25 protein-coding genes are annotated in these 25,564 nt (G+C 73.2%); 17 read left to right on the top strand and 8 right to left on the bottom strand.

The window, feature by feature from the left end:
* Positions 1–142: 142 nt before the first annotated feature.
* Complete coding sequence (locus ACFV4N_RS00260; RefSeq protein ID WP_499670293.1) at positions 143–472, bottom strand: hypothetical protein; 330 nt, start codon at positions 470–472, stop codon at positions 143–145.
* Positions 473–624: 152 nt separating this feature from the next.
* On the opposite strand from ACFV4N_RS00260, the gene ACFV4N_RS00255 reads away from it, so the two are divergent.
* From ACFV4N_RS00255 to ACFV4N_RS00240, 4 genes are read left to right on the top strand one after another with little or no spacing between them, the layout of a single operon-like run.
* Positions 625–2,127 (top strand): cytochrome ubiquinol oxidase subunit I, encoded by a 1,503-nt coding sequence (locus ACFV4N_RS00255; protein ID WP_499670292.1) that lies wholly within the window; start codon positions 625–627, stop codon positions 2,125–2,127.
* A gap of 13 nt (positions 2,128–2,140) precedes the next feature.
* Positions 2,141–3,157, top strand: coding sequence for a cytochrome d ubiquinol oxidase subunit II (gene cydB / locus ACFV4N_RS00250; protein ID WP_499670291.1), 1,017 nt, complete (start codon positions 2,141–2,143; stop codon positions 3,155–3,157).
* Complete coding sequence (gene cydD, locus ACFV4N_RS00245) at positions 3,154–6,228, top strand: thiol reductant ABC exporter subunit CydD (RefSeq protein WP_499670290.1); 3,075 nt, start codon at positions 3,154–3,156, stop codon at positions 6,226–6,228. Before cydB ends, cydD begins: the two co-directional genes overlap by 4 nt.
* Positions 6,225–7,343, top strand: a complete 1,119-nt coding sequence (locus tag ACFV4N_RS00240) for a GAF domain-containing sensor histidine kinase (protein WP_499670289.1) — start codon at positions 6,225–6,227, stop codon at positions 7,341–7,343. Before cydD ends, ACFV4N_RS00240 begins: the two co-directional genes overlap by 4 nt.
* 30 nt (positions 7,344–7,373) lie before the next feature.
* Here ACFV4N_RS00240 and ACFV4N_RS00235 read toward each other — a convergent pair whose 3' ends face one another.
* On the bottom strand, positions 7,374–8,003 hold the full coding sequence (locus ACFV4N_RS00235; RefSeq protein WP_499670288.1) for a response regulator: 630 nt from the start codon (positions 8,001–8,003) through the stop codon (positions 7,374–7,376).
* Between the two features lie 61 nt (positions 8,004–8,064).
* Here ACFV4N_RS00235 and ACFV4N_RS00230 point away from each other — a divergent pair, with 61 nt between their 5' ends.
* Positions 8,065–8,547, top strand: a complete 483-nt coding sequence (locus ACFV4N_RS00230) for a GNAT family N-acetyltransferase (protein ID WP_499670287.1) — start codon at positions 8,065–8,067, stop codon at positions 8,545–8,547.
* A gap of 44 nt (positions 8,548–8,591) precedes the next feature.
* Here ACFV4N_RS00230 and ACFV4N_RS00225 read toward each other — a convergent pair whose 3' ends face one another.
* A complete protein-coding gene (locus ACFV4N_RS00225; protein WP_499670286.1) occupies positions 8,592–9,203 on the bottom strand; it encodes a macro domain-containing protein in 612 nt (203 codons plus the stop codon).
* A gap of 103 nt (positions 9,204–9,306) precedes the next feature.
* Here ACFV4N_RS00225 and pheA point away from each other — a divergent pair, with 103 nt between their 5' ends.
* The 3 genes from pheA to ACFV4N_RS00210 are packed head-to-tail and all read left to right on the top strand — an operon-like array spanning position 9,307 to position 11,527.
* The gene (gene pheA / locus ACFV4N_RS00220) at positions 9,307–10,200 is read left to right on the top strand and encodes a prephenate dehydratase (protein ID WP_499670285.1); all 894 of its coding nucleotides are present in this window, start codon (positions 9,307–9,309) and stop codon (positions 10,198–10,200) included.
* Positions 10,197–10,823, top strand: coding sequence for a histidine phosphatase family protein (locus tag ACFV4N_RS00215; protein ID WP_499670284.1), 627 nt, complete (start codon positions 10,197–10,199; stop codon positions 10,821–10,823). Before pheA ends, ACFV4N_RS00215 begins: the two co-directional genes overlap by 4 nt.
* A complete protein-coding gene (locus ACFV4N_RS00210) occupies positions 10,820–11,527 on the top strand; it encodes an SDR family oxidoreductase (RefSeq protein WP_499670283.1) in 708 nt (235 codons plus the stop codon). The genes ACFV4N_RS00215 and ACFV4N_RS00210 overlap by 4 nt, the downstream gene beginning before the upstream one ends.
* A gap of 41 nt (positions 11,528–11,568) precedes the next feature.
* On the opposite strand, the gene ACFV4N_RS00205 is transcribed toward ACFV4N_RS00210, so the two are convergent.
* Complete coding sequence (locus tag ACFV4N_RS00205) at positions 11,569–11,919, bottom strand: metallopeptidase family protein (protein ID WP_499670282.1); 351 nt, start codon at positions 11,917–11,919, stop codon at positions 11,569–11,571.
* 4 nt (positions 11,920–11,923) lie between these two features.
* Positions 11,924–13,006 (bottom strand): septum formation family protein, encoded by a 1,083-nt coding sequence (locus ACFV4N_RS00200; protein ID WP_499670281.1) that lies wholly within the window; start codon positions 13,004–13,006, stop codon positions 11,924–11,926.
* Between the two features lie 120 nt (positions 13,007–13,126).
* Here ACFV4N_RS00200 and ACFV4N_RS00195 point away from each other — a divergent pair, with 120 nt between their 5' ends.
* The 3 genes from ACFV4N_RS00195 to ACFV4N_RS00185 all read left to right on the top strand — a co-directional run bounded on the left by ACFV4N_RS00195 (position 13,127) and on the right by ACFV4N_RS00185 (position 15,500).
* Positions 13,127–13,801, top strand: coding sequence for a hypothetical protein (locus tag ACFV4N_RS00195; RefSeq protein WP_499670280.1), 675 nt, complete (start codon positions 13,127–13,129; stop codon positions 13,799–13,801).
* Entirely contained in the window at positions 13,802–14,962 is a 1,161-nt protein-coding gene (locus ACFV4N_RS00190) for a glutathionylspermidine synthase family protein (RefSeq protein ID WP_499670279.1), read from the top strand.
* An 85-nt stretch (positions 14,963–15,047) separates the two neighbouring features.
* Positions 15,048–15,500 (top strand): DUF350 domain-containing protein, encoded by a 453-nt coding sequence (locus ACFV4N_RS00185; RefSeq protein ID WP_499670278.1) that lies wholly within the window; start codon positions 15,048–15,050, stop codon positions 15,498–15,500.
* Positions 15,501–15,547: 47 nt separating this feature from the next.
* On the opposite strand, the gene ACFV4N_RS00180 is transcribed toward ACFV4N_RS00185, so the two are convergent.
* Positions 15,548–16,123, bottom strand: coding sequence for a DUF6891 domain-containing protein (locus ACFV4N_RS00180; RefSeq protein ID WP_499670277.1), 576 nt, complete (start codon positions 16,121–16,123; stop codon positions 15,548–15,550).
* 71 nt (positions 16,124–16,194) lie between these two features.
* On the opposite strand from ACFV4N_RS00180, the gene serS reads away from it, so the two are divergent.
* Complete coding sequence (serS, locus tag ACFV4N_RS00175) at positions 16,195–17,445, top strand: serine--tRNA ligase (RefSeq protein WP_499670276.1); 1,251 nt, start codon at positions 16,195–16,197, stop codon at positions 17,443–17,445.
* A 51-nt stretch (positions 17,446–17,496) separates the two neighbouring features.
* On the opposite strand, the gene lhgD is transcribed toward serS, so the two are convergent.
* Together lhgD and ACFV4N_RS00165 are read right to left on the bottom strand one after the other, a co-directional pair.
* A complete protein-coding gene (gene lhgD, locus ACFV4N_RS00170) occupies positions 17,497–18,684 on the bottom strand; it encodes an L-2-hydroxyglutarate dehydrogenase (RefSeq protein WP_499670275.1) in 1,188 nt (395 codons plus the stop codon).
* 4 nt (positions 18,685–18,688) lie between these two features.
* Positions 18,689–19,564: an LLM class flavin-dependent oxidoreductase gene (locus ACFV4N_RS00165; RefSeq protein ID WP_499670274.1), complete on the bottom strand. Its 876-nt coding sequence runs from the start codon at positions 19,562–19,564 to the stop codon at positions 18,689–18,691.
* Between the two features lie 34 nt (positions 19,565–19,598).
* Here ACFV4N_RS00165 and ACFV4N_RS00160 point away from each other — a divergent pair, with 34 nt between their 5' ends.
* From ACFV4N_RS00160 to glf, 5 genes are all read left to right on the top strand, one after another.
* Positions 19,599–20,417 (top strand): HAD family hydrolase, encoded by an 819-nt coding sequence (locus ACFV4N_RS00160; RefSeq protein WP_499670273.1) that lies wholly within the window; start codon positions 19,599–19,601, stop codon positions 20,415–20,417.
* A gap of 168 nt (positions 20,418–20,585) precedes the next feature.
* Positions 20,586–21,608, top strand: coding sequence for a glycosyltransferase family 2 protein (locus tag ACFV4N_RS00155; RefSeq protein WP_499670272.1), 1,023 nt, complete (start codon positions 20,586–20,588; stop codon positions 21,606–21,608).
* A complete protein-coding gene (locus tag ACFV4N_RS00150; RefSeq protein WP_499670271.1) occupies positions 21,605–22,018 on the top strand; it encodes a GtrA family protein in 414 nt (137 codons plus the stop codon). The genes ACFV4N_RS00155 and ACFV4N_RS00150 overlap by 4 nt, the downstream gene beginning before the upstream one ends.
* Positions 22,015–24,231: a putative glycosyltransferase family protein gene (locus ACFV4N_RS00145; RefSeq protein ID WP_499670270.1), complete on the top strand. Its 2,217-nt coding sequence runs from the start codon at positions 22,015–22,017 to the stop codon at positions 24,229–24,231. The genes ACFV4N_RS00150 and ACFV4N_RS00145 overlap by 4 nt, the downstream gene beginning before the upstream one ends.
* A 33-nt stretch (positions 24,232–24,264) precedes the next feature.
* Positions 24,265–25,449, top strand: coding sequence for a UDP-galactopyranose mutase (glf, locus tag ACFV4N_RS00140; protein ID WP_499670409.1), 1,185 nt, complete (start codon positions 24,265–24,267; stop codon positions 25,447–25,449).
* Positions 25,450–25,564: the final 115 nt, after the last annotated feature.

Below are 25,564 nucleotides of genomic sequence, written 5' to 3'. Positions count from 1 at the left end.
GGTGAGGGACCGGATCCCGGAGGATCAGTCTGTCGATCTCCTCGCCTCGACCCGCGCGGGGTCGAGGGAACTACTCCCCTCTGGCGTCACCCATCGTAACCGCAGGGGGAGGGGCGGGGGAATGTGAGGGCACCCACGCGGCTCACGGCCACGGGCCGCCGTGGCAGTACGGGCCGCCGACGACCGACATGGAGCCGGTCACGTCGGTGACCACGGCCTCGACCTTGATGATCGCACCGCGGGGGCAGGTGCGGTTCGTGATGGAGTTGCGGTCGTTCAGCCCGGAGACCAGGCGGTCGTTGATGTACCACCGGACCGTGGCCGGGGCGATGGCGTCGTGGTACACGGTGCAGTAGTACAGCGAACCGCCGCTCTCGCACACCATCTCCAGGGACGTGATGGCCTTCGCCGGGGAAGCGACGGCCACCGTGGCGAGGGCGGCGAGGAGTAACGCCGAAAGTCTGCGTCTCACGGGGGACCTCCGTGGCAGGGTGACAGGGACCCACCACGTTAGGCGGCGCGTCGCCCCAGCTCAGCGGCCATTCCGGGGACGGGACCTAGGTCCCGGTCCCGACAGGACCCTCGTACCTGAAAAGGCCCTGCTCGCGGGCCTAACTTCGAGCCGTGGACGTTCTCGACCTGGCGCGGTGGCAGTTCGGCATCACCACCGTCTACCACTTCCTCATGGTGCCGCTGACGATCGGCTTGTCGCTGCTCGTGGCCACCATGCAGACCGCCTGGGTCCGCACGGGCGACCGCAAGTACCTGGCCATGACCAAGTTCTGGGGCAAGCTGCTGCTGATCAACTTCGCCATGGGCGTGGTGACCGGCATCGTGCAGGAGTTCCAGTTCGGCATGACCTGGAGCGCCTACTCGCGGTTCGTCGGGGACGTCTTCGGCGCCCCGCTGGCCATGGAGGGCCTGGTCGCGTTCTTCGTCGAGTCGACCTTCCTCGGCCTGTGGATCTTCGGCTGGGACCGCCTGCCGAAGAAGGTGCACCTGGCCTGCGTCTGGGCGTTCTCGCTGGCCACGATCGCGTCGGCCTACTTCATCCTGGCCGCGAACTCGTGGATGCAGCACCCCGTCGGCGTCGAGATGGTCGACGGGCGGCCGCGGCTCACCTCGATCTGGGCCGTGCTGGGCAACAGCACCGTGCTCGCCGCCTTCCCGCACACGATCTTCGGGGCGTTCGCCGTCGCGGGGACGTTCCTGGTGGGCATCGCGGCGTGGCACCTGTGGCGGCGCGCCAAGGCGGGCCGGACCGATGAAGAGGGAGCGGTCTGGCGCGCGTCGGTGAAGCTCGGCACGTGGGTCGGGGTCGTCGCCTTCGCCGGCCTCGCGGTCAGCGGCGATCTCCAGGGCAAGCTCATGTTCGAGCAGCAGCCCATGAAGATGGCCGCGGCCGAGGCGCTGTGCCACACGGAGTCGCCCGCGGCGTTCTCGGTGTTCGCCGTGGGCGACGTGAGCAGGCCCGACTGCGAGAACGTCAAGAGCATCACGGTGCCCGCGCTGCTGTCGTTCCTGGCGCACAGCGACTTCTCCACCGAGGTCAAGGGCATCGAGGACCTGGTGCCCGAGTACCAGGAGAAGTACGGGACCAACTACCCGGTGGACGAGCGGCTCGGCGAGCTGTCGGGGCAGCCGATCGACTACGTGCCGAACCTGCCGGTCACCTACTGGGGCTTCCGGCTGATGATCGGGTTCGGCGCGATCGCCGCCGGGGCGGGCGTGCTCGTCCTGTGGCTGACGCGCGGCGGTCGGGTGCCGCGCGGCCGGTGGTTCCCGTGGCTGGCGCTGGGCAGCATCGCCACGCCGTTCCTGGGCAACAGCTTCGGCTGGATCTTCACCGAGATGGGCCGCCAGCCCTTCGTGGTGGTGCCCAACCCCAGCGGGGTGGACGGCGTGTGGATGTTCACCGCGCGGGCCGTGTCGTCGTCGACACCGGGTGAGGTGTTGACGTCGCTGATCTCCTTGACGCTCGTCTACGGGGTGCTGGCGGTCGTCGAGGGGTTCCTGGTCCGGCGGTACGTCCGCGCGGGGGTAGCGGGCGTGCTGCCGGCCAGGGACGACGAGAAGGACGAGAAGGCCGAGAAGAAGGACGACGACGTGCTGTCGTTCGCCTACTGAGAGCGGGGGAGCCGTGGAGACGCTCTGGTTCTGCGTGATCGCCCTGCTGTGGCTGGGCTACCTCTTCCTGGAGGGCTTCGACTTCGGCGTCGGCATGCTGCTGCCGGTGCTCGGGCGCGACGAGACCGAGCGCCGGGTGCTGATCAACACCATCGGCCCGGTGTGGGACGGCAACGAGGTGTGGCTGATCGTGGCGGTGGGCGCGACGTTCGCCGCGTTCCCCGACTGGTACGCCTCGCTGCTCAGCGCCGCGTACCTGCCGCTGGTGCTGTTCCTGCTCGCGCTGATCGGGCGCGGGGTGGCGTTCGAGTACCGCGGCAAGGTCGACTCGGCGCGGTGGCGCCGGGTGTGGGACGCCGTGATCGTCGGCGGCTCGTGGACCGCCGCGCTGTGCGTCGGCCTGGTCCTGTCGGTGAACGTGTTCGGCCTGCCCCTGGACGCGGCGGGCGACCGGGTCGGCTCGCCGTTCGCCGCGATCACCCCGGAGACGCTGCTCGGCGCGGTCGCCGTGGCCGGGTACTCGCTGGTGCACGGCGCGGTGTTCCTGGCCCTGAAGACCGAGGGCGACGTGCGGTTCCGCGCCCGCCGGCTGGCGCTGAGGGCGGCGCCGCTCGCGCTGCTGCCGCTGCTGGTGCTGCTGCTGACCGTGCAGCTCAGGTTCGGCAGCGCGTGGACGTGGGCCGCGTCGATCGCGGTCGCGCTGGCCGCCCTCGGCGCCTGGGGCCGGCTGGTGCTGGGGCGCGAGGGCCAGGCGTTCGCGCTGATGGGCGTCGCGGTGGCGGCGACCGTGGCCGCGCTGTTCGGCGCGCTGTACCCGAACGTGCTGCCGTCCACGCTGGACCCGGCGTGGTCGCTGACCGTGGCCGGCGCGGCGTCCAGCCCGTACACGCTGACCGTGATCACGTGGGTGGCCGCGTTCGGCACGCCCGCCGTGCTGGTCTACCAGGGGTGGACCTACTGGGTGTTCCGCAAGCGGATCGGCACCCGGCACATCCCGCCGGCACACGTCCCCGCCGGTCAGGGGTCATGAGCTTCCCCGGAGCCCCTTCCGCCAAGAAGCCGGGGAGAGGCCCGCTCGGCGCGCTGCCGTCGCTCTCGCGATCGGCGCGCCGGGCGTTGGCCGCGTGCGCGGCGCTGGCCGTCGCCACGTCGGGCGCGCTCGTGTGGCAGGCCGTCGCGCTGGCCGAGGCCATCGCGTCGGGCGGTTCGCTCGCGGTCCTGGCCGCCGCCGTGGTGGTCCGGGCGCTGCTCGCGTGGGCCACCGAGTCCGTCGCCGCACGGGCCGCCGCGGGCGCCAAGGAGGAGCTGCGCGCCGCCGTGCTGGACCGCGCGCTGGGCCTGGGACCGTCGTGGATCGTCGCGCGCGGGCCCGCCGAGCTGGCCGTGGTGGCGACGAAGGGCCTGGACGCGCTGGACGCGTACTTCACCCGCTACCTGCCCGCGCTGGTCACCACCGCGGTGGTGCCGGTGCTGGTCGGGGCGTGGGTCCTGTGGACCGACCCGACCTCGGCGGTCCTGATCGCGGTCACCCTGCCGCTGATCCCCGTGTTCGCGATCCTCATCGGCAGGTTCACCTCGGCGCGGGTCGCCGAGGCGGCGTCCGCGCTGGAGCGGCTGTCCGGCCGGCTGGCCGAGCTGGTGCGGGCGCTGCCGGTGCTGACCGCGTTCGGGCGGGCGGCGGCCCAGGCGAAGGCCGTGCGCGAGGTCGGCGAGCGGTACCGGCGGGCCACCATGGGCACGCTGCGCGTGGCGTTCCTGTCCGCGCTGGTGCTGGAGATCGCGGCGTCGCTGTCGGTGGCGCTGATCGCGGTCGGCATCGGGCTGCGGCTGGTGTCGGGGGAGATGACGCTGGTCGTCGGGCTCGTGGTGCTCATCCTCGCGCCCGAGTGCTACCTGCCGCTGCGGGCGGCGGGCGCGGCGCACCACGCGTCCGAGGACGGCGTGGAGGCCGTGCGGCGGGTCGCGGAGATCCCGGAGCCCGAGGCGCCCGCCGGCTCGTCGCGCGTGACCGGCGTCGAGGTCCGCGACCTGCGGGTGCGGCGGCGCGGCCGGTTCGCGCCGGACGGCGTGGGCTTCCGGGTGCGGCCCGGCGAGGTGCACCGGCTCGACGCGCCCAGCGGCGCGGGCAAGTCGACGCTGTTCGGGGTGCTGCTGGGGTTCGTGCGGCCGGACGGGGGTTCGGTGTCGGTGGACCGGGACGCGATCGCGTGGGTGCCGCAGCGGCCCGCGTTCGCCGGGCGCACGGTCGCCGACGAGCTGGAGCTGACCACCGGGCGCGTCGACCGGGACGTGCTGGCCTCGGTGGCGGCGGACCACCTGGTGGCGCGGCCCATCGCGGAGCTGTCGACCGGCGAGCGGCAGCGGGTGGCCGTGGCGCGGGCGCTGACGAAGGTCCGGGACGGCGCGACCGTGCTGCTGCTGGACGAGCCCACCGCCCACCTCGACCCGGCGACGGCGGCCAAGGTCATGGCGGCCGTCGAGCGGGCCGCGGCGGGCGGTGCGGCGGTCGTGCTGGCCATGCACCGGTCCGTCGAGGGCGCCGACGACGTCGAGGCCGGGCGGCGGGTCGAGCGGCTGCCGAGCCGCGCGGCCACCCCGCGCACGCCCAGGCCGACCGCCCGGCTGCTGGCCGGCGCGGCGCTGGGCGCGGCGGCGGCGCTGAGCGGGGTGGCGCTGACCGCGCTGGCGGCCCACCTGATCGCGAAGGCCGCCACCCAGCCGCCGATCCTCACGCTGTCCGTGCTGGTCGTGGGCGTGCGGACGTTCGCGCTGGCCAAGGGCTCGCTGCGGTACCTGGAGCGGCTGGTGTCGCACGACGCCGCGTTCCGGCACGCCGAGGCGCTGCGGGTCCGGCTGTGGCGCGGCCTGCGGCCGGGGCGGGCCGACCTGACCAGGCTCGTGGACGACGTGGACACCGTGCGCGACCTGGTGCCGCGGGTGCTCCAGCCGCCGCTGGTGGCCCTCGGCACGTCGGCGGCGGCGGTGCTGCTGTTCGCGCTGGTCGAGCCGTGGGCCGGGGTCGCGCTGGCGGTGGCGCTGCTGGTCGGCGGCACGCTGGCGCCCGCGGTGGCCGTGCTGGCCGAGCGCCGCGCCACGGCCGTGCTGGCGCGCGGGCGGCGGGAGGTGTCCGAGCGGGTGCTGACGCTGCTCACGGCGGCGCCGGACCTGATCGCGTTCGGCGCGGACCGGGCGGTGCGGGCCGAGCTGGCCGCGCGCGACGCCGCCCTGGCCCGGCTGGCGCGGCGGCAGGCGCTGGGCGCGGGCGCGGCGATCGGCGTCGTGCACCTGACCACCGGGCTGGCCGCCGCGGCGTGCGTCGGCCTGGCGGGTGGCGTGGACCCGCTGCTGGTGCCGGTGCTGGGCCTGGTGCCGCTGGCGCTGGCCGAGGTGCTGAGCGCCCTGCCGCCCGCCGCGCAGCACCGGGCCGCGCTGCGCGAGGCCCACGGGCGGGTCGTGGCGCCGCCGCCCCCGCCGGTCGAGGTCCGGGACGCGCCCGACGTCTCGCTCGACGGGGTCGAGGTGCGCTGGCCGGAGAGCGCCGAACCGGTGCTGGAGGACGTGGCGCTGCACGTGCCCGCCGGGTCGAAGGTGGCCGTGGTCGGGCCGTCCGGCGCGGGCAAGTCGAGCCTGTTCGCGCTGCTCCTCGGGTTCGTGGGCGCTTCGCGCGGCGAGGTCGCGCGGCCGGCGCGCGTGGCCTGGTGCCCGCAGGAGCCGATGCTGGTGACCACGACCGTGCGCGAGAACCTGAGGCTGGGCGACCCGCACGCCGACGACGCGCGGCTGAGGTGGGCGCTGGACGTCGCCGGCGTGTCGCTCGACCTGGACACCGCGATCGGCCCGACCCTGCTGTCCGGCGGCGAGGCGCAGCGCGTGGCGCTGGCGCGGGCGCTGCTGCGCGACGGGGACCTCGTGCTGCTCGACGAGCCGACCGCGCACCTGGACGAGCCCACCGCGCGGGCCCTGCTCGACCGGCTGGACGACGTGCTGCGGGACCGCACGGTCCTGCACGTCACGCACCGGCCGGAGGAGGCGGAGCGCGCGGACCTGGTGCTGGAGGTCGACGGGGGTCGGGTGCGGGTGAGGGCCGGGGCCTACCGTTGACCCCCGTGGACCCCGCTCGCGTGCTCGCCGCGTCGACCGAGATCACCTCGGCGGCGCTCGCCGGCGACGACCCGGACGCCGTGCTGCCGCTCGTGGTGCGGCACGCCGTGGAGCTGGCCGAGGCCGACCTCGGGCTGGCCATGGTCACCGCGGACGACGGCACGCTCACCGTGGAGGCGTCCTCCGGCGACGTCGACCCGGTGGGCGTGGTGCTGTCGAGCCGGTCGTCGGCGGCGCGGGCGGCGCGCACCGGCGTGCCCGTGGTGGCCGACGACTTCACCACCGACCCGCGCACCGCGCCGTTCGTGCCCAAGGCGCTGAGCGGGTACGGGCCGTTCGCGGTGGCGCCGTTCGGGACCAGGGAGCGCCGCATCGGGGCGCTCGCGGTGTACCGGCGCAAGGGCGGCGCGCCGTTCCGGCCGGACACCGTGGACGTGCTGGCGGCGTTCGCCGCGCAGGCCGGGCTGGCGGTCGTGCTGGCCGAGGGGTCGACGGCGCGGCAGCGCGTGGCGGTCTACCAGGAGCGGGAGCGGATCGCCCGCGACCTGCACGACGTGATCATCCAGCGGCTCTACGCCACGGGCGTGCAACTGGACCTGCTCGACCGGCGGCTCAAGCTGGAGGGGCGGGAGGCGCGCCGGCTGGCCGACGCCGTGGACCAGCTCGACCAGACCATGGCGGAGGTGCGGGCCACCGTGCGGGCGCTGCGCAGCGCCGACCCGGGCCGGCCGTCGGACGCCGACCTGAAGCGCTCCGTGCTGGCCGAGGCGCGGACGGCGGGCGAGCTGCTGGGGTACGAGCCGGAGGTGCGGACCGAGGGCGACCTGGCCGACGTGCCCGCGGACCTGGCCGACCACGCGCGGGCGGCGCTGCGGGAGGCGCTGTCCAACGTGGTGCGGCACTCGGGGGCGGGGCACGTGGGCATCTCGGTGCGCCGCGCCCCGGACCGGCTGGACCTGACCGTGAGCGACGACGGCTGCGGCATCCCGCGCGGGGTGGCCAAGCGCGGGTTGCGGCACCTGGAGGAGCGGGCGCTGGCGGCGGGGGGCGGGTGCGAGATCACCTCGTCGCCCCGCAGCGGGACGACGATCAACTGGCACGTGCCGCTGGGGTGATCGGCATCGGGCGGCCGACCGGCCGACCGGTCACCGGGACCGCCGCGCCACCCACGCCGCCGCCTGCGTGCGCCGCTCCATCCCCAGCTTCGACAGCACCGCCGTCACGTAGTTCTTCACCGTCTTCTCCGCCAGGAACAGCCTCTCGGCGATCTGCCGGTTCGTCAGCCCCTCCCCGATCAGCTCCAGCACCCGCCGCTCCTGCTCGGTCAGCGCGTCGAGCACGTCGACCTCCGCCGGGCGCCTCATGCGGTCCAGGACGCGGGCCGTGGTCTGGGGGTCCAGGAGCGACCGGCCGGCCGCCACCTCGCGCACCGCGTTCACCAGGTCCTGCCCGCGCACCTGCTTCAGCAGGTACCCCGACGCGCCCGCCATGATCGCGCCGACCAGGGCCTCCTCGTCGTCGAACGCGGTCAGCACCAGGCACCGCGGCCCGTCCGGCAGGGCCCGCAGGCCCCGGCACAGCTCCACGCCGCCGCCGTCGGGCAGGCGGACGTCGACCACGGCCACGTCGGGCCGCGCGGCGGACGCGCGGACCAGCGCCTCGGCCACCCCGCCCGCCTCCGCGACCACCGAGATGTCGTCCTCGTCCTCCAGCAGCTCGCGCAGGCCCCTGCGGACCACCTCGTGGTCGTCCACGAGCAACACTCGCACCGGCACGAACCAACCATAGGTCGAATGCCGGTACCGGCCACGCCCGGTCACCAACACAGTGCAGGACATGTTCGTACGCGCGATCGAGGAAGCCGACCGGATCGTCGTCGGCCGACTGGTGCTGGAACTGTGGGGTTCCCACACGTCCGTCGCCCACGGGCATGTGTTCTTCCCGGCCAGCCTGCCCGGTTTCCTGGTCGAGCAGCAGGGGCAGGTCGTGGGGCTGCTGACCTACTCGGCCGCCGACGGCCACCTGGAGATCGTCACCATCGACGCGCTGCGAAGGGGCAGGGGCGTGGGCAGCTCGCTGGTCGACGCCGCGGTGCGGCGCGCCAGGCAGCTCGGCTGCAACCGCGTCCGCCTCACCACGACCAACGACAACCTCGACGCCCTGCGCTTCTACCAGCGCCGCGGGTTCCGGCTCACCGCGCTGCGCCCCGACGCGGTGCGGGAGTCGCGCCGCCTCAAGCCGGAGATCCCCAGCGTCGGCGACTACGGCATCCCCATCACCGACGAGCTGGACCTGGAGCGATGGGTCGCGCCGCGCTAGTTGTCCACAGCGCTCCCCACCTTGTCCACGGGGTTGTCCACAGCTCAGCGCCGGGGCAGCGGGCTGAACACCTCGTCCCACGCCGCCGCGACCTGGCGCGCGCACGTGGTCGGCGCGACCCCGCCGACACCGGTGCCCAGCCCCGGCATGGCGATGGTGCGCACCGCCTCGCGGACCGGCCTGCCGTCCTCCAGCCGCCCGTCGAGCCACAGCCGCAGCACGGCCCGCGCGGCCAGGTACGGGTGCACGGTGTCGCCCGGCAGCAGCTCGCCGGGTTGTCGCATGGTGGGCGCGCTGATCAGCCACTCCGGCTCGGGTTCGCCGGTCGGCACGATCAACGCCTCGCCCACCGGCAGCTCGCCGCCGTGCAGGCCCAGGACCGCGCTGCGCACGTGGTCCTCGACGAAGGGGAACGCTCGCGCGTACACCGCGTCGATGCCCCCGCGCATCCAGCCGGAGGAGTTCGCGGGACTCACCACGGCCTCGGCGACGATGTCGAGCACCGAGCCCCGGTGCACCTCGACGCCCGACCTGCCGTCGGCCACCGAACCCCACGCGAGGGCCAGTGGTTCGTCGACGGCGCACAGCACCAGACGGGGAACTGCTACCGGAGCGTTGATCTCACCCTCCGTATCGGCGGACACGCACACCAGCATTCCAGGAGAACCCGTTGCTGCGGAACGGGGGCGGGCACCCGCCGCCCGGGTGATCCTCGCCTCAACGCCGATCACCGGGCGTGCTCCTCGTATCGTTGCGGGCGTGCTCGCCTACTTCGGCCCCAGCGGAACGTTCACCGAGCAGGCCGCACGCGGCTTCGCGACCCCGCAGCAGGAGCTGGTCCCGTTCGACACGGTGCCCGCCGCCCTGGCCGCGACCCGGCGCGGTGAGACCGAGGCGTCCTGCGTGCCCGTGGAGAACTCCGTCGAGGGCGCCGTGCCCGCCACCATGGACGCCCTGACCGGGGACGAGCCGCTCGTCGCGGTCGCCGAGGCGGTGCTGCCGGTGCGGTTCAGCGTGCTCAAGCGGCCGGGCGACGAGCCCGTGCGCACGGTCGCCAGCCACCCGCACGCGCTGGCGCAGGTGCGGCACTGGCTGGCCGAGAACCTGCCCGACGCCCAGGTGGTCGCCACCACGTCCACGGCCGCCGCGGCGCGTTCCGTGCTGCACGGCGAGTTCGACGCCGCGGTCAGCGCGCCGGTCGCCGTCCGGCACTACCCGCTGGAGGTGCTGGCCACCGACGTGGCCGACGTGCGCGACGCCAAGACCCGCTTCCTGCTGGTCCGCAGGCCCGGACCGCTGCCCGAGCCGACCGGCCACGACCGGACGTCCGTGGTGTGCACGGTCGGCGACCGGCCCGGCGTGCTGGCGGACCTGCTGTCGGAGCTGGCGCTGCGCGGCATCAACCTGACCCGCATCGAGTCCCGCCCCACCAAGGACAGGCTCGGCGAGTACCGCTTCTACATCGACCTGGACGGCCACGTCGCCGAGCCGAGGGTGGGCGACGCGCTGGCCGGCCTGCACCGGCACTGCCAGCAGATCCGGTTCCTCGGCTCCTACCCGAAGGCCGAGCCGGGCGGCGCGCCCGCGGGCAACGACGAGTTCGTCGCCGCCGCCGGGTGGGTGGCCGCCGTGAGGGAGGGGAAGGGCGCGTGAAGCTGGTCCTGGTGCGGCACGGGGAGACCGCCTCCAACGTGGGGATGGTCCTGGACTCGCTCCCGCCCGGCCCGCCGCTGACCGCCGCCGGGGTGGCGCAGGCCGCCGCGCTGGCCGAGGAGCTGGCGGACGAGCCGGTGGCGGGCGTCTACGCCAGCGCGGCCGTGCGCGCGCAGCAGACCGCCGCGCCCGTCGCCGCCGCCCACGGCCTCGACGTGGAGGTCGTCGAGGGCGTGCAGGAGGTCTTCTGCGGCGACCTGGAGGGCCGGCACGACCGCGAGGCCTTCGAGGCGTTCATCGCGGTGGCGCGCCGGTGGGGCGAGGGCGAGCTGGACGTGCCGCTGCCCGGCGGCGAGAGCGGCCGCCAGGTCCTCGACCGCTACCTGGCCGCCGTGGACCGGCTCGCCGTGCGGCACCGCGACGGCGAGACCGCGGTGCTGGTCAGCCACGGCGCGTCGCTGCGCATGGCGGCGCTGGCGCTGGCGGTCAACGTGAGCCCCGAACTGGCCCGCGCCGGCCTGCTGCCCAACACCGGCCGCGTGGTCCTGGAACGCACCCCCAACGGTTGGCTGTGCACGTCGTGGACCGGCGTGGACGTGATCGCACAGGAGTTACCGCTATGAGGATCGAGGGCTCCACCGCCCTGGTGACCGGCGCCAACCGCGGCATCGGCCGGCACTTCGCCCGCCACCTGCTGGAACGCGGCGCGGCCAGGGTGTACGCGACGGCCCGCGACCCGCGGGCGGTCGACCTGCCGGGCGTGGAGGCGCTGCGGCTGGACGTCACCGACCCCGCCTCGGTGGCCGCCGCCGCGGCGGCCGCCGGCGACGTGGACCTCCTGATCAACAACGCGGGCGTGAACACCGCGCAGGACCTGGTGACCGGCGACCTGGCGAAGATCCGCCTGGAGCTGGACACCCACTTCTACGGCACGCTCCACGTGGTGCGGGCGTTCGCCCCCGTGCTGGCCGCGAACGGCGGCGGCGCGATCGTCAACGTGCTGTCGGCGATGTCGTGGTTCTCCGCGCCGGGCACCGGCGCCTACGCCGCCGCGAAGGCCGCCCAGTGGGGCCTGACCAACGCCGTCCGGCTCGAGCTGGCGGGCCAGGGCACCCTGGTCACCGCGCTGCACCTGGGCACCGCCGACACCGACATGATCGCGGGCACGGGCCTGGACCCGATCAACCAGCCGGCGGACGTGGCGCGCGCCGCCCTGGACGGCGTCGAGGCCGACGCGCTGGAGGTCCTGGTCGACGACTGGAGCGCGCACGTGAAGGCGTCGCTGGCGGGCGACCCGGCCGCCTTCTACCGCGACCTGGCGGGCTAGCCGCGAGCCGGGGCGGGCCCGCGAGGGGCGGGCAGAGGGGTCTAGCCCCAGCCCAGCTCGTGCAGCTTGTCGTCGTCGATGCCGAAGTGGTGGGCCACCTCGTGGACGACGGTGATCGCGATCTCGTCCACCACCTCGTCCTCGTCCCGGCACATGTCGAGCAGCGCCTCGCGGTAGATGGTGATCCGGTCCGGCAGCACCCCGCCGTAGTCCGTCGTCCGCTCGGTCAGCGCGACGCCGTGGTACAGGCCGAGCAGGCCCGGCTCGTCGGGGTGGCGGTCCTCGACCAGCACCACCACGTTGTCCATGGCCGCGGCGAAGCCGGGCGGGATGAGGTCGAGGGCCTCGGAGACCAGCTCCTCGAACCGCTGGCGGGACATCTCCACCGGCACGTCGTCACCTCGTCGTGGTGGTCTCGGTCGTGCTGGGCGTCGTGGTCCGCGTCGGCTGGTCCTCGTCGTCGTCCCCGTCGGAGGACGTCGGCGTGACGGAGCCGCCGGCGGAGCTGGACTGCGAGTGCAGGGGCGCGCCGGTCGGCTCGTCCTGCTGCACGGCCGTGGTCTGCGGCGGGTTCGAGGTGGTCAGCGGCGGCGCGTCCGGGTTGCGCACGCTGCCCTCCCACGCCACCAGCAGGTTGTCCTGGGGCACCGCGCCGACCTTGCAGTTGGCCAGCCGCGAGCCCGCGGCCCAGCTCTCGGGCGCCCTGGTGTCCCAGGAGACCAGCAGGTTGCGCGCCTTCAGGTCGGCGCCACCGGTGTACTCCTTGGCGATCCGGTCGCACTCGGTCGACAGCACCTGCTCCTGCTGCTCCGGCGGCGGGTACTCGCCCGGAGGCAGCGTCACCACGCCGATGATCTCGAACGTGTGCGGCTTGGCGCACTCCACCGGGTCGCCGACCGACCGGGCCTCGGTGATGCCCAGGCACACCCCCGGGTCGTAGACGTCGGACTGGTCCTGGGAGCGGGCGGTGCCGTAGGCCGGGAGCAGGCCGCCCGCCGGGCCCGCCACCTGGAGGCCGCAGCGCACGGTCCGGTCGCCCTCGGCCCACAGCCGGGAGCCGGCGTTGAGCGGGCCGACGGTGTACTTGCCGAACGGGTCGAACTTGCCGCCCAGGTACTCCAGCGACTCCCGGGCGCAGTACTCCTGGCTGATCTCCTGCCACCGCGCGTCGTCGGGGAACGGGGCCTGCGGGCCGTGCGCGGCGGAGATGTCGGCGACGCCGGTGACCTCGAACAGGTGCTGGGCGGAGCAGTCGACCTTCGCGATGTCCGACAGGTCCTTCTTCGTCCAGTTCAGGCAGTCGCCCGCCTCGGCCACGAGGACCGGGTTGACCGGGGTCGTCCCGCCCTGGAGCGGGGTGCTCCCGCCCGTCGGCCAGGACGTGAAGGTGCTCAGCGCGAGCAGCGTGAACGCGCCAGCGAACGCGCCGAGCATGACCATGTGGTCACCACGACGAAACCAACGGGCGTTCGCGGACATCTACACCATGATGCCTGTGCCGACCGAGACGCCCACCGGGCGGGTGGCGAGTGTTGCTAATTGGACACTCGTCACCCAAATGGCGGCCGATCTGGGTACCGTCCCCGCCGGGAGTGGCTGATGACTGAGAACGACAACACCCGGAACACCGGCGCGCCCGACCAGCGCGGACCGGGCCAGGGTGGACCGAACGGGCCGAACGCGCCGGGTGGCGCCACGCCGCCGCCGTACGTGCCGGCGACGGAGCCGACCCCTCGACAGGGGCCTCGGCAGACCGGGCGCGGCCAGGTGCGCAACCAGGAGCCGGGCAAGACCAAGCCGCGGCCGCCGACGGTGGCCGAGCAGCGGGCGCGGGCCCAGGTCGCGCAGCAGGAGCGCGAGGCCGAGCTGGCCCGGGAGGCCGAGGAGAAGCGCAAGAAGAAGCTGCGCAAACGGCTGCTGATCAGCGGTGGCGTGGTCGTCGGCGTGGTGGGCGTGGTGGCCATCTGGTACGCCGCCGCCAGCCCCGACGAGGTCGACGCCCAGTGCACGCTGGACGGCGTCGTCGTGGACGACGACTACTGCGACGACAACTACGTCAGCAGCCACGGCGGGTACCACAGCGGCGGCTTCTTCTACATCGGCGGCAACTCCTACCGCTACCACTACGGCGGTCCGAGCACGCCGGTCGGCCAGAAGGTCAGCGGCGGCAGCTACACCCTGCCCAAGGGCGCGAACGTCAGCACGTCCTCGGGCAAGGTGATCCAGCGCGGCGGCTTCGGCGTCTCCGGCGGCAGCAAGAGCGGGAGCAGCTGAGTGCGTCGAGAGTCCTCCACGCCCCGACCGAACTGGCAGCGCACCGTCTCCGAGCAGGGGCTCGTGTTCGGCGCGCCCGGAAAGCGGCTGGACGGCAGCCCCCGCCCGTACTGGGACGAGTCCGCGCACTACGTGTTCGACATGAGCGAGGTCCTGTCCCTGGAGGCGGACGTCGAGCTGCTGCACGGCATGTGCCTGGAGGCCGTCGACAACGTCGTGCTCACCGAGCGCTACCGGGACTTCGGCATCGCCGAGTGGCTGTGGCCCGCGATCGCCGAGTCGTGGAAGCGCCGCGACCCGCACGTCTACGGGCGGTTCGACCTGCGCTACGACGGCGGCGGCCCGGCCAAGCTGCTGGAGTACAACGCCGACACGCCCACGTCGCTGCTGGAGGCCTCGGTCGTCCAGTGGAACTGGAAGACCGACGTCCACCCGGACGACGACCAGTGGAACTCGATCCACGAGAAGCTGGTCGAGCGCTGGGCGGAGATCACCTCGCGGCTGCCGTCCAACGAGGTGCACTTCACCTGGTCCGGCTCCGAGCCCTCGGGCGAGGACCACGTCACCGTGGCCTACCTCCAGGAGACCGCGGCCGAGGCGGGCATGGACACCGTGGGCCTGGCGATCGAGGAGATCGGCTGGGACCCGGTGCTCAAGCGGTTCGTCGACCTCGAAGAGGCCCCGATGGGCACGGTGGTGAAGCTCTACCCGTGGGAGTGGGTGGTCGAGGAGCAGTTCGGCCGCTTCGCCGTGGAGAGCCTGCCCGCCACCCTGTGGGTGGAGCCGCTGTGGAAGATGCTGCTGTCCAACAAGGCGCTGCTCGCGATCCTGTGGGAGATGTACCCGGGCCACCCCAACCTGCTGCCCGCGTTCCTGGACGACCCCGGCCTGCTGACCGAGTACGTGCGCAAGCCGCGGCTCGGCCGGGAGGGCGCCAACATCCAGATCGTCGCCCCCGGCTACGAGACCCAGACCAGCGGGGTCTACGGCAAGGAGGGCTTCGTCTACCAGCTGTTCGACCCGCTGCCCGAGTTCGACGGCTACCGGCCGGCGCTCGGCGCGTGGGTCGTGGGCGACGCCTCGGCGGGCCTCGGCATCCGCGAGACGGTCGGGCTGGTCACCGACGACGGCGCGACGTTCGTGCCGCACCGGATCGCCTGATGGGCACGTTCCCGGGCGAACCGATCCCGTCACCGGCTCCTTCACCGGCGGCGCACATCCCCAACCCGCACCCCCTGGAGGGTCAGTGATCACCAACCTCGCGTTGGACCCCGGTTTCGGCAGTTCCATCGGCCAGGGCGTGGGCGCCATCGCGCTCTACGCCATCGTCGGCCTGCTGCTGATGGTCTTCGGCTTCTACGCGATCGACTGGACCACGCCGGGCAAGCTCAGCACGCTGGTGCGCGACGGCCACCCGAACGCGGTCATCGTCACCGCCGCGGGCCTGTTCAGCATGGCGCTGATCGTCGTGGTGGCGATCTACAGCTCGGCCGGCAAGCTCGCCGAGGGCCTGCTGTCGGCGCTGATCTTCGGCCTGGTGGGCATCGTCGTGCAGGTGCTCGCGGTCCGGCTGCTGGAGTGGGTGACCCGGATCGACATCGGCGCCCTGATCCAGTCCGACCGGTTCGTCCCGGCCAGCGCCGTGGTCGCGGCCGCGCACGTCGCGCTCGGCCTCGTGGTCGCCGTCGCCATCTCGTAGTCGCACGGGCGGGGGCGCGCCGACCGGGTGCGCCCCCGTTCGCGCCCTCAGCCGACCGGCAGGCGCTTCCGCCAGTCCATCGGCCCGACCCTGATGCGGGTGCGGACCGACCCGTCCCACTCGACCGGCAGGCCGCCCGCGGCGAGCGCCTCGGCGACCTCGCGCCCCACGGCCTCGGTCCCGTCCTCGGCGAACGAGCCGTAGGCGAGCCACACGCCGTCGCCGCCCACCGCGCCCTCGGTGTCCTGCCGGTGGAAGAACACGTAGCCGCGCGCGTCCTCCGGCGCCTCGTCGCCGATCTCGGCGTGGCCGCACGTCTGGCAGCAGGTGAAGTCGGCGCGGGCCACCACGCCGCCCGCCTCCAGCCGCTCGAACACCGAGAGCAACCGGTCCACGTCCGTGGTCTCCGGCCACCCCTCCTGCTCGGCGGCCCGCTCCCGCCACACCCGCTCCACGACCGCCCGCGCCGCGTCCTCCGACAGCCGCTCCTCGTAGTCGGCGGTGCACCGCACGGCCTCCTCGAACGGGGTGAAACCGCCGTGCACGACGCCGCGCGCGTACTCCTCGACATCCTCCAGCACGTCGGCGGGCAGGTCCGGGGTGTCGTTCACTCGATCAGCCACGCGGGCATCGTGCCGGACGGCACCGACAATCCCGATCGGCGTCCCGTCGGCCGGGTACTACGCTGCTCGGCGTGATTGACCTCAAGGCTCTGCGCGACAACCCGGAGGCCGTCCGCGCGTCGCAGCGCGCGCGTGGCGAGGACGAGGCCGTGGTCGACGCGCTGCTGTCCGCCGACGAGCGCCGCCGGTCCGCGGTGGCCCGCGCCGACGCGCTGCGCGGCGAGCAGAAGGCGTTCGGCAAGCAGGTCGGCCGCGCCAAGGGCGAGCAGCGCGAGGCGCTGCTCGCCAAGGGCAAGGAACTGGCCGCCGAGGTCAAGGCCGCCGAGGCAGAGCAGTCCGCCGCCGAGGCGGAGCTGGCCGAGCTGCACCGCGCCATCCCGAACGTGGTCCACCCCGACGCGCCCGAGGGCGGCGAGGACGACTACGTCGTGCTCAAGCACGTGGGCGAGCCGCGCGAGTTCGACTTCGAGCCCCGGGACCACCTGGACCTGGGCACCCGGCTCGGCGCGATCGACATGGAGCGCGGCGCGAAGGTCTCCGGCTCGCGGTTCTACTTCCTCACCGGCGTGGGCGCGCGGCTGGAGCTGGCGCTGCTCAACATGGCCGTCGCCCAGGCCACCGCCGCCGGGTTCGACCTGGTGATCACGCCGACGCTGGTCCGCCCGGAGATCATGGCCGGCACCGGGTTCCTGGGCGCGCACGCGAGCGAGGTCTACCGCCTCGAAGCCGACGACCTGTACCTGGTGGGCACCTCGGAGGTGCCCCTCGCGGGCTACCACGCCGACGAGATCCTGGACGGCGAGAAGCGGTACGCGGGCTGGTCGTCGTGCTACCGGCGGGAGGCCGGCTCGTACGGCAAGGACACCCGCGGCATCATCCGCGTGCACCAGTTCAACAAGGTCGAGATGTTCTCCTACGTGCGCCCCGAGGACGCGGAGGCCGAGCACGCGAGGCTGCTGGCGTGGGAGGAGGAGATGCTGGCCAAGATCGAGGTGCCCTACCGGGTCATCGACACCGCGGCGGGCGACCTCGGCACGAGCGCGGCCCGCAAGTTCGACTGCGAGGCGTGGATCCCGACCCAGCGGGCGTACCGGGAGCTGACCTCGACGTCGAACTGCACCACGTTCCAGGCCCGCCGGCTGAACGTGCGCTACCGCGACGAGAACGGCAAGCCGCAGACCGCCGCCACGCTCAACGGCACCCTGGCCACCACCCGGTGGATCGTGGCCATCCTGGAGAACCACCAGCAGGCCGACGGCTCCGTGGTGGTCCCGCAGGCGCTGCGCCCGTTCCTCGGCTTGGACGTGCTCGAGGCCCGCTAGGCCGCCGCGGTCCCCGGCCGGGGCGTTCGCGCCTCGGCCGGGGGACCCGCCTCACGCCCAGCTCAGCTCCACCTGCCCCGCCACGTGCCGACCGATCTCCAGCGACGACGTGGCCGCCGGCGACGGCGCGTTCAGCACGTGCACCTGCCGGGGCGCGGTGTCGATCAGGAAGTCGTCCACCAGGGAGCCGTCGGCGCGCATGGCCTGCGCCCGCACCCCCGCCTCGGCCCGCACCAGGTCGTCCGGGCCGACCGCGGGCACCAGCCGGGCCAGGCTCGCCGCGAACCGCTTCCGCGAGAACGACCGCAGCACCTCCTCGGCGCCGGTGCGGGCGAACCGCCGCGCCAGCCGCCACGTGCCCGGGAACCTGGCCACGTCCAGCACGTCCGCCACCGAGACGTCACGCCACGTGTAGCCCTCGCGACGCAGCGCGAGCACCGCGTTCGGGCCCGCGTGCACGCTCCCGTCGAGCATCCGGGTCAGGTGCACGCCCAGGAACGGCAGCTCGGGGTCCGGCACCGGGTAGATCAGCCCGCGCACCAGGTGCCGCCGCTCGGGCCGCAGCTCGTAGTACTCGCCCCGGAACGGCACGATCGCCGCCGACGGCGTCACGCCCGCCATCCTCGCCACGCGGTCGCCGTGCAGGCCCGCGCAGTTCACCAGCGCGTCCGCCCGCACCACGCCGCCGGGCGTGGCCACCTCGACGCCGCCGCCGCTCAGCGCCCGCCGGATCCCCAGGGCGGGCGCGTTCAACCGCAGGTCGTGGCCCTCCAGCTCGCCCACCAGCGCCCGGCACACCGCCGGGAAGTCGATGATGCCGGTGCTCTCCACCCGCAGCGCCGCGACCGCCGCCACCTCGGGCTCGTGCTCGCGCGCCTCGTCGGCGGTGACCCGGCGGGCCGGCACCCCGTTCGCCGCGGCCCGCTCGGCCAGCGCCTCCAGGCGCGGCAGCTCGTCGCGCGACGTGGCGACGACCAGCTTGCCGCAGACCTCGACCGGCACCCCGTGCTCCCGGGCGAACGCCACGATCGACGCGTTGCCGGCCACCGACATGCGCGCCTTCAGCGACCCCGGCTTGTAGTACAGGCCCGCGTGCACCACGTTGCTGTTGTGGCCGGTCTGGTGCGCGCCCCAGCGCGCCTCCTTCTCCAGCACCGTCACCTCGTGGCCGCGCTTCACCAGCTCCCACGCGGTCGCCAGGCCGACGATGCCGCCGCCGACCACCACCACCCGCCGCACGGCGTCAGCCCTTGACCAGCTCGGGCAGCACGTCGGCCGCCACCCGTTCCAGCACGGCCTCGCTGCCCGCGTACACCCCGTCGGCGCGCGGCCAGTGCACGACCAGGTCGGTGAACCCCAGCTCCCGGGCCCGACCGGCCACGTCCCGGAAGTGCTCCACGCTGGTCAGCGAGAACACCGGGCACGAGTCGGCGTTGAGGTGGAAGTCGACGGTGCCCTTCGCCCGCCCGATCCGGTCCAGCTCCTCGCGGAACAGCAGCGTGAGTTCGGCCACTCCCCGCCACCACGTCGCCTCGTCGTCGGCCTCCGGTCCGGTGGTGACCCAGCCCGTGCCGTACTTCGCGGCGACCGCCATCGCCTTCGGCCCGTTCGCGGCGACCACGAACGGCAGCCGCGGCTGCTGCACGCACCCGGGCGCGCTCCGCGCGTCCCTGATCCGGTAGTGCTCGCCGTCGAACGTGGTGCGCTCCCGCGTCAGCAGCAGGTCGAGCGCGGTCACGAACTCCTCGAACCGACCCTGCCTGCTGCCGGCGGGCGGACCACCCATGACCTGGGTGTCGTACCCCTTCCCACCTGCGCCGACGCCGAGCGTGAAGCGGCCGTCGGTCAGGTCGTCCAGCGCCAGCAGCTCCCGGGCGAACGGCACCGGGTGGCGGAAGTTCGGCGACGCGACCAGCGTGCCGAGGCGGATGCGCTCCGTGACCCCGGCGGCGGCGGCGAGCGTCGGCACGGCCCCGAACCAGGGACCGTCCACCAGTGACCGCCACCCCATGTGGTCGTAGGTCCAGGCGTGGTGGAAGCCGTACTCCTCGGCGGCCTTCCACTTGTGTTCGGCCATCCACCAGCGGTGTTCGGGCAGGATCACAATCCCAGTGCGCACCCGGCGACGTTATCCGACCAGGCACCATGGGGGCGTGCAGAGACCTTCCCTCGTGGCGTCCGACGCCGACGGCACCCTCCTCGGACCACTCGGCCGGCTCAGCCCCCGCACCATCGCGACGGTGGGCCGCGTGCTCGCCGCGGACGTCCCGTTCGTCCTGGCCACCGGCCGCCCGCCGCGGTGGGTGCCCGAGATCGCGGACGACGCCGGCCTCACCGGCTACGCGGTGTGCTCGAACGGCGCCGTGCTCTACGACCTCGGCGAGGACCGCGTGGTCGCGGCCGAGCTGCTGTCCCCGGTGCAGCTGGCCGACCTGGCCGCCGTGCTCGACGAGGCGCTGCCGGGCTGCGCGCTGGCGTCCGAGCGGGTCGGCGGCAGCGCCCGCCGCCCGGCCGAGGCCGAGTTCCTCTCCGACGAGCACTACCTCCACCCGTGGTCGGAGGGCTCGCAGCCGCTGCCCGGCCACCAGCGGGCCGAGCTGCTCGGCCGGGAGGCGGTGAAACTGCTGGTCAGGCACCCGATGATGACGTCGGAGGAGATGGCTCGGGCCGTCGGGCCGCTCGTCGGCGACTCGGTGACCATGACGTTCTCGACCGACGAGGGCCTGCTGGAGTTCGCCGCGCCCGGCGTCACCAAGGCCTCCGGCCTGGCCGCCGTGGCCGAGCGGCTGGGCGTGGAGGCGAGCGGCGTGCTGGCGTTCGGCGACATGCCCAACGACGTGCCGATGCTGAAGTGGGCGGGCCACGGCGTGGCGATGGCCAACGCGCACCCGGCGGCCCGCGAGGCCGCCGACGAGGTCACCGCCGCGAACTCCGAGGACGGGGTGGCGCTGGTCCTCGAGCGGTGGTTCTGAGGGCCGTCCGACGACGGTTAGCGCGAGGTCACCGGGGGTACCCACGGCGGAAGTGCCCGGCGTCCACCGTGCTAGCGTGCGGCGCGACTGGTAGCCCGGCTCTAACACCGTGGGCCACGCACTGATGACGTCACCTTTCACAGGGCAGCGGCAAACACAGGAGTACGCATGCTTTCCGTGGTCATCCCCTGCTTCAACGAGGAGCAGGGCCTGGTCAGGCTGAAAGAGGCCCTGACCAAGGAGCTGAGTGCGATCGTCCCGGACTTCGAGGTCCTCCTGGTCGACGACGGCAGCAAGGACCGCACGCTGGAGGTCATGCGCCGCATCTCGGCCGAGGACCCGCGCTTCCGCTACCTGGCGCTGAGCCGGAACTTCGGCAAGGAGGCCGCGATGCTCGCCGGCCTCAGCCAGGCCAAGGGCGAGGCCATCGCCATCCTCGACGCCGACCTCCAGCACCCGCCGGAGCTGCTGGCCCGGATGCTGCCGCTGCTGGACCAGGGCTACGACCAGGTCGTCGCCCGCCGCACCCGCAAGGGCGACGGCAAGGTCAGGTCGCTGATCTCGAAGATGTACTACAAGATGATGAACCGCCTGGTCGACGTCGAGCTGGAGGACGGCGTCGGCGACTTCCGCGTGCTCAGCCAGCGCGCGGTGCGGGCCCTGCTGTCGCTCGGCGAGTACAACCGCTTCTCCAAGGGCCTGTTCTCGTGGATCGGCTTCGACACCGTCGTGGTCGACTACGAGAACGTGACCCGCGAGGTCGGCGGCAGCAAGTGGACCTTCCGCAAGCTGCTGAACTACGGCATCGACGGCGTCATCTCGTTCAACAACCAGCCGCTGCGCCTGGCGGTCTACCTCGGCGGGTTCTTCACCGCCCTCGCGTTCGGCTACATCGTCTGGATCCTGGCCGACGCGCTGATCCGCGGCGTGGACGTGCCGGGCTACGTCACCCTGGTCACCGGCATCCTCGGCATCGGCGGCCTCCAGCTGCTGTTCCTCGGCGTGATGGGCGAGTACCTGGGCCGGATCTACTACGAGACCAAGCGCCGGCCGCACTTCCTGCTCAAGGAGGTCAGCGGCGAGGCCGACGCGCCGGTGAGCGTGCCCCTCGGGCCGGGCCTCGACCGCCAGGAGCTGCTCCAGCACACCCTGGAGCACGAGGCGCGGCCCACGACCGGGGCGCAGCTGTGAACCTGGGCCGCATCGTCCGGTTCGGCGCCGTGGGCGTGGTGAACACGGGGACGTACTACCTCTGCTACGTCCTCTTCACCACCTTCCTGCCCTACTTCGCGGCGCACGTGCTGGCGTTCGTGCTCAGCATGATCGGTTCGTACTTCCTCAACTGCTACTTCACGTTCCGCGTGAAGCCGTCGTGGAAGAGCTTCCTGCTGTTCCCGCTGTCCACCCTGGCCAACTTCGTGATCCAGTCGGTCGGCCTGTGGGCGCTGGTGGAGTTCGCGCACATGAACGAGAAGGTCGCGCCCCTCGTGGCCGCCGCCGTGGCCATCCCGATCACCTTCGTGGTCACCACGCTGATCTTCCGCGGGAACGTGCCCGGCGACCTGAAGAAGAGCGAGACCCCGCAGGAGGCGGCGGCGTGAGCCTGCTCCACGAGGGGGCCACCGCGGTCGGCGCCGACCGCGGGCCCGAGGCGGACGAGAAGGAGCGGGGCGGCCTGGTCTGGCCGCTGGCCACGTGCGCCCTGGTCGCGCTGCTGGCGCTGGTCCCGCTGATCAACAACCGGATCTTCTACTACTGGGACGACAGCGCCGCCCAGTTCCTGCCCACCTGGCACCACCTGGGCACCCTGATCAGGGACGGCCAGTGGCCGCCGCTGCTCGACGTGGACGCCTGGATGGGCGGCAACTACGCCGCCGAGGCGCTGTTCGGCATCTACAACCCGCTGTACGTCGCCAACTACGTCCTGGTGTCCCTGCTGCCCGACCTCGCGGTCTCCGCGCTGCTGGTCAAGGCCCAGTTCATGGTGCTGCTGGCGCTGGGCACCTACCTGGTCGCCCGCGACTACGGCGCCGCCCGGTGGGCGTCCTCCGCGGTGGCCGTCGCGCTGCCGTTCAGCGGCTTCACCCTGTACTTCGACACCGCCGGCTGGGCCTCGGGCCTGATGTCGTTCTCGATGGTGCCGCTGCTGTGGTGGGCGGCGCGCCGGATGGCCGACGGCCGGATGAACCCGTTCTGGGTCTTCCTCATCGGCGCCCTCATCGTCACCGGCGGCAACCCGTACGGCGTGCTCGGCATCTGCATCGTCCTGCTCGGCCTGATCGTCGAGAACCTGGTGCGCGGGCGCCGCGCCGTGCTGGTCCGCCTGGTCCTGGTCGGCCTGTGCATCGGCCTGGTCGTGCCGCTGGTGTTCCTGGCGCTGCTGGGCAGCTCGTCGGTGACGTGGCGCAGCGGGCAGGGCATCTGGAACGACGGGATGCTGGTCCCCGGCCTGGGCGACCTGCTCAACCTCAGCGCGCCCACCTACCTGCCGCAGATCAGCAACTGGCAGGCGACCATGCACAGCCCGGTCGCCTACTTCGCCTGGTTCGTGGTGCCGCTGCTGCCGTGGCTGCGCTGGGGCGTCCTGCGCGACCGCTGGAAGCAGCTCACCAGCGTCGGCGTGATCGTCGTCGCCTACCTGCTGCTGACCCTCAGCCCGTCGCAGCTGTGGATGTTCCGCTGGCCGCTGCGCCTGATCGAGTCGGTCTACCTCGGCCTGGCCGTGCTGGTCGCGGTCGTGCTGTCCGAGGGCCTGCGCACCGACAAGGCCAGGGCCCGCGCGGCCGCGTCCGGCGCGCTCGTCCTCTTCGCGACCTACCTGTCGTGGGCCGGCACGCCGCAGCACCGCCGCTGGCACGTGCTCGCCCTGGTCGTGGTCGCCGGCCTCACCGCCCTGGCCGTCTGGGCGGCCAGGCGCGGCACCGGCCGGCTCGCGATCGGCCTGCACGCGGGCACCGCCGCCGTGCTGCTGCTCCAGACCAGCGCGTTCGTCGGCAACTTCAACGTCAACCCGTACTACTACCCGCACTCGGTGCAGGAGCTGCGCGCCTCCTTCGCGAGCTACCAGGGCGCCACCATGCAGTTCGCCGACCGCCGCGCGGTGGACCGGCTGGGCCGCGGCCCCGACGGCGCGTGGGACCACGTCCTGTTCGGCACCGCCTACCGGGCCGCCGGCGTCAACGCGGTGAACACCTACACCGGCATGGGCTTCAAGGACTTCTCCGACACGTTCTGCATGAGCTTCATCGGGGAGTCCTGCGAGGCCGGCTACCGCAACCTGTGGGCGCCCCGGGACGACCGCGGCACCACGCTCGCCGAGATGATGCGCCTGGACACGGTCGTGGTCGAGCGCGGCCTCCTGGACCAGGTCGAGGCCCCGGCCGGGTGGCGCGTGCAGGAGCGCGACGACGCCGTCACCGTGCTGGCCCGGGAGGCGCCGCACGCGTGGCCGGACGGCCGGCTCGGGTCCGCGTCGGAGGGCGTCGAGGTGCTCTCCGACACCTCGCCCGAGGAGACCGCCGAGGCGGTGCGCTTCCGGGTCGCCGACGCCGCCGAACCGGCGGTGCTGACCTTCGCCCGGCTCAACTGGCCCGGCTACACCGCCCGGGTCGACGGGCGCGAGGTCGCCGTCACGACCGGGCCCGCCGGCCTGCTCCAGGTGGAGCTGCCGGAGGGCGTCGACGAGGGCGAGCTGACCCTGGAGTGGACGCCGCCGGGCTTCGCCGCGGGCCTCGCCCTGGGCGCCGCCGGCCTGGTCGGAGCGCTGGTCCTGGCCCTGTTCGGGCGCCGCTGGAAGCGCCAGGGGGGTCGGTGAGCCGTGACCTACCAGACCGGTAACCTCGACCCCGTGGATTTCGCGGGTTTTGACCTGATCGTGGTGGGATCGGGCTTCTACGGCCTGACCGTCGCCGAGCGCGCCGCCTCCCAGCTGGACAAGCGGGTGCTGGTGCTCGAACGCCGGGAGCACATCGGCGGCAACGCGTACTCGGAGGCCGAGCCGGAGACCGGCATCGAGGTGCACCGGTACGGCGCGCACCTCTTCCACACCTCGAACAAGCGGGTGTGGGACTACGTCAACCAGTTCACCGAGTTCACCGGCTACCAGCACCGCGTGTTCGCCATGCACGACGGGCAGGCGTACCAGTTCCCGATGGGCCTGGGCCTCATCTCGCAGTTCGTCGGGCGCTACCTGAGCCCGGAAGAGGCCCGCGCGTGGGTCGCCGAGCACGCCGCCGAGATCGACTCCAAGGACGCGAAGAACCTGGAGGAGAAGGCGATCTCGCTGATCGGCCGCCCGCTGTACGAGGCGTTCGTCCGCGACTACACCGCCAAGCAGTGGCAGACCGACCCGAAGGAGCTGCCGGCCGCGGTCATCAGCCGCCTGCCGGTCCGCTACACCTTCGACAACCGGTACTTCAACGACACCTACGAGGGCCTGCCGGTCGACGGCTACACCGCGTGGCTGGAGAAGATGGCCGATCACCCGAACATCGAGGTGCGGCTGAACACCGACTTCTTCGACGTGCGCGCCGAGATCCCGGCCGGCACCCCGATCGTGTACACCGGTCCACTCGACCGGTACTTCGACTACAGCGAGGGCTGGCTCGGCTGGCGCACGCTGGACTTCGAGCAGGAAGTCCTGCCGGTCGGTGACTTCCAGGGCACCCCGGTGATGAACTACAACGACGCGGACGTGCCCTACACCCGCATCCACGAGTTCCGGCACTTCCACCCGGAGCGCGAGTACCCGTCGGACAAGACGGTCATCGTCCGCGAGTTCTCCCGCTCGGCGGAGAAGGACGACGAGCCGTACTACCCGATCAACACCTCCGAGGACCGCGCCAAGCTGGAGCGGTACCGCGAGCTGGCCAAGAAGGAGGCGGCCGAGCGCAACGTGCTGTTCGGCGGCCGCCTGGGCACCTACAAGTACCTCGACATGCACATGGCCATCGGCTCGGCGCTCACCGCGTTCGACAACCGCATCGCCCCCCACCTGGTCGACGGCGCGCCGCTCGACGGCAACCTCGACTGACCGACTGATCGGGGCCGGTACTCCGTCGCCGGCGCGAGCCGCGCGACGGGGTATCGTCGGTGCCACCGTGACCGCCTCGTCCGGTGGTCGGATTCACCCGCAGCTCACTCGAACC

This window comes from Actinosynnema sp. NPDC059797, from assembly GCF_042732085.1.
In the GTDB taxonomy this organism is placed as follows: Bacteria; Actinomycetota; Actinomycetes; order Mycobacteriales; family Pseudonocardiaceae; genus Actinosynnema.
The sequence above is the reverse complement of the archived record's forward strand: the minus strand, read 5'-3'. Positions and strand labels throughout refer to the sequence as shown.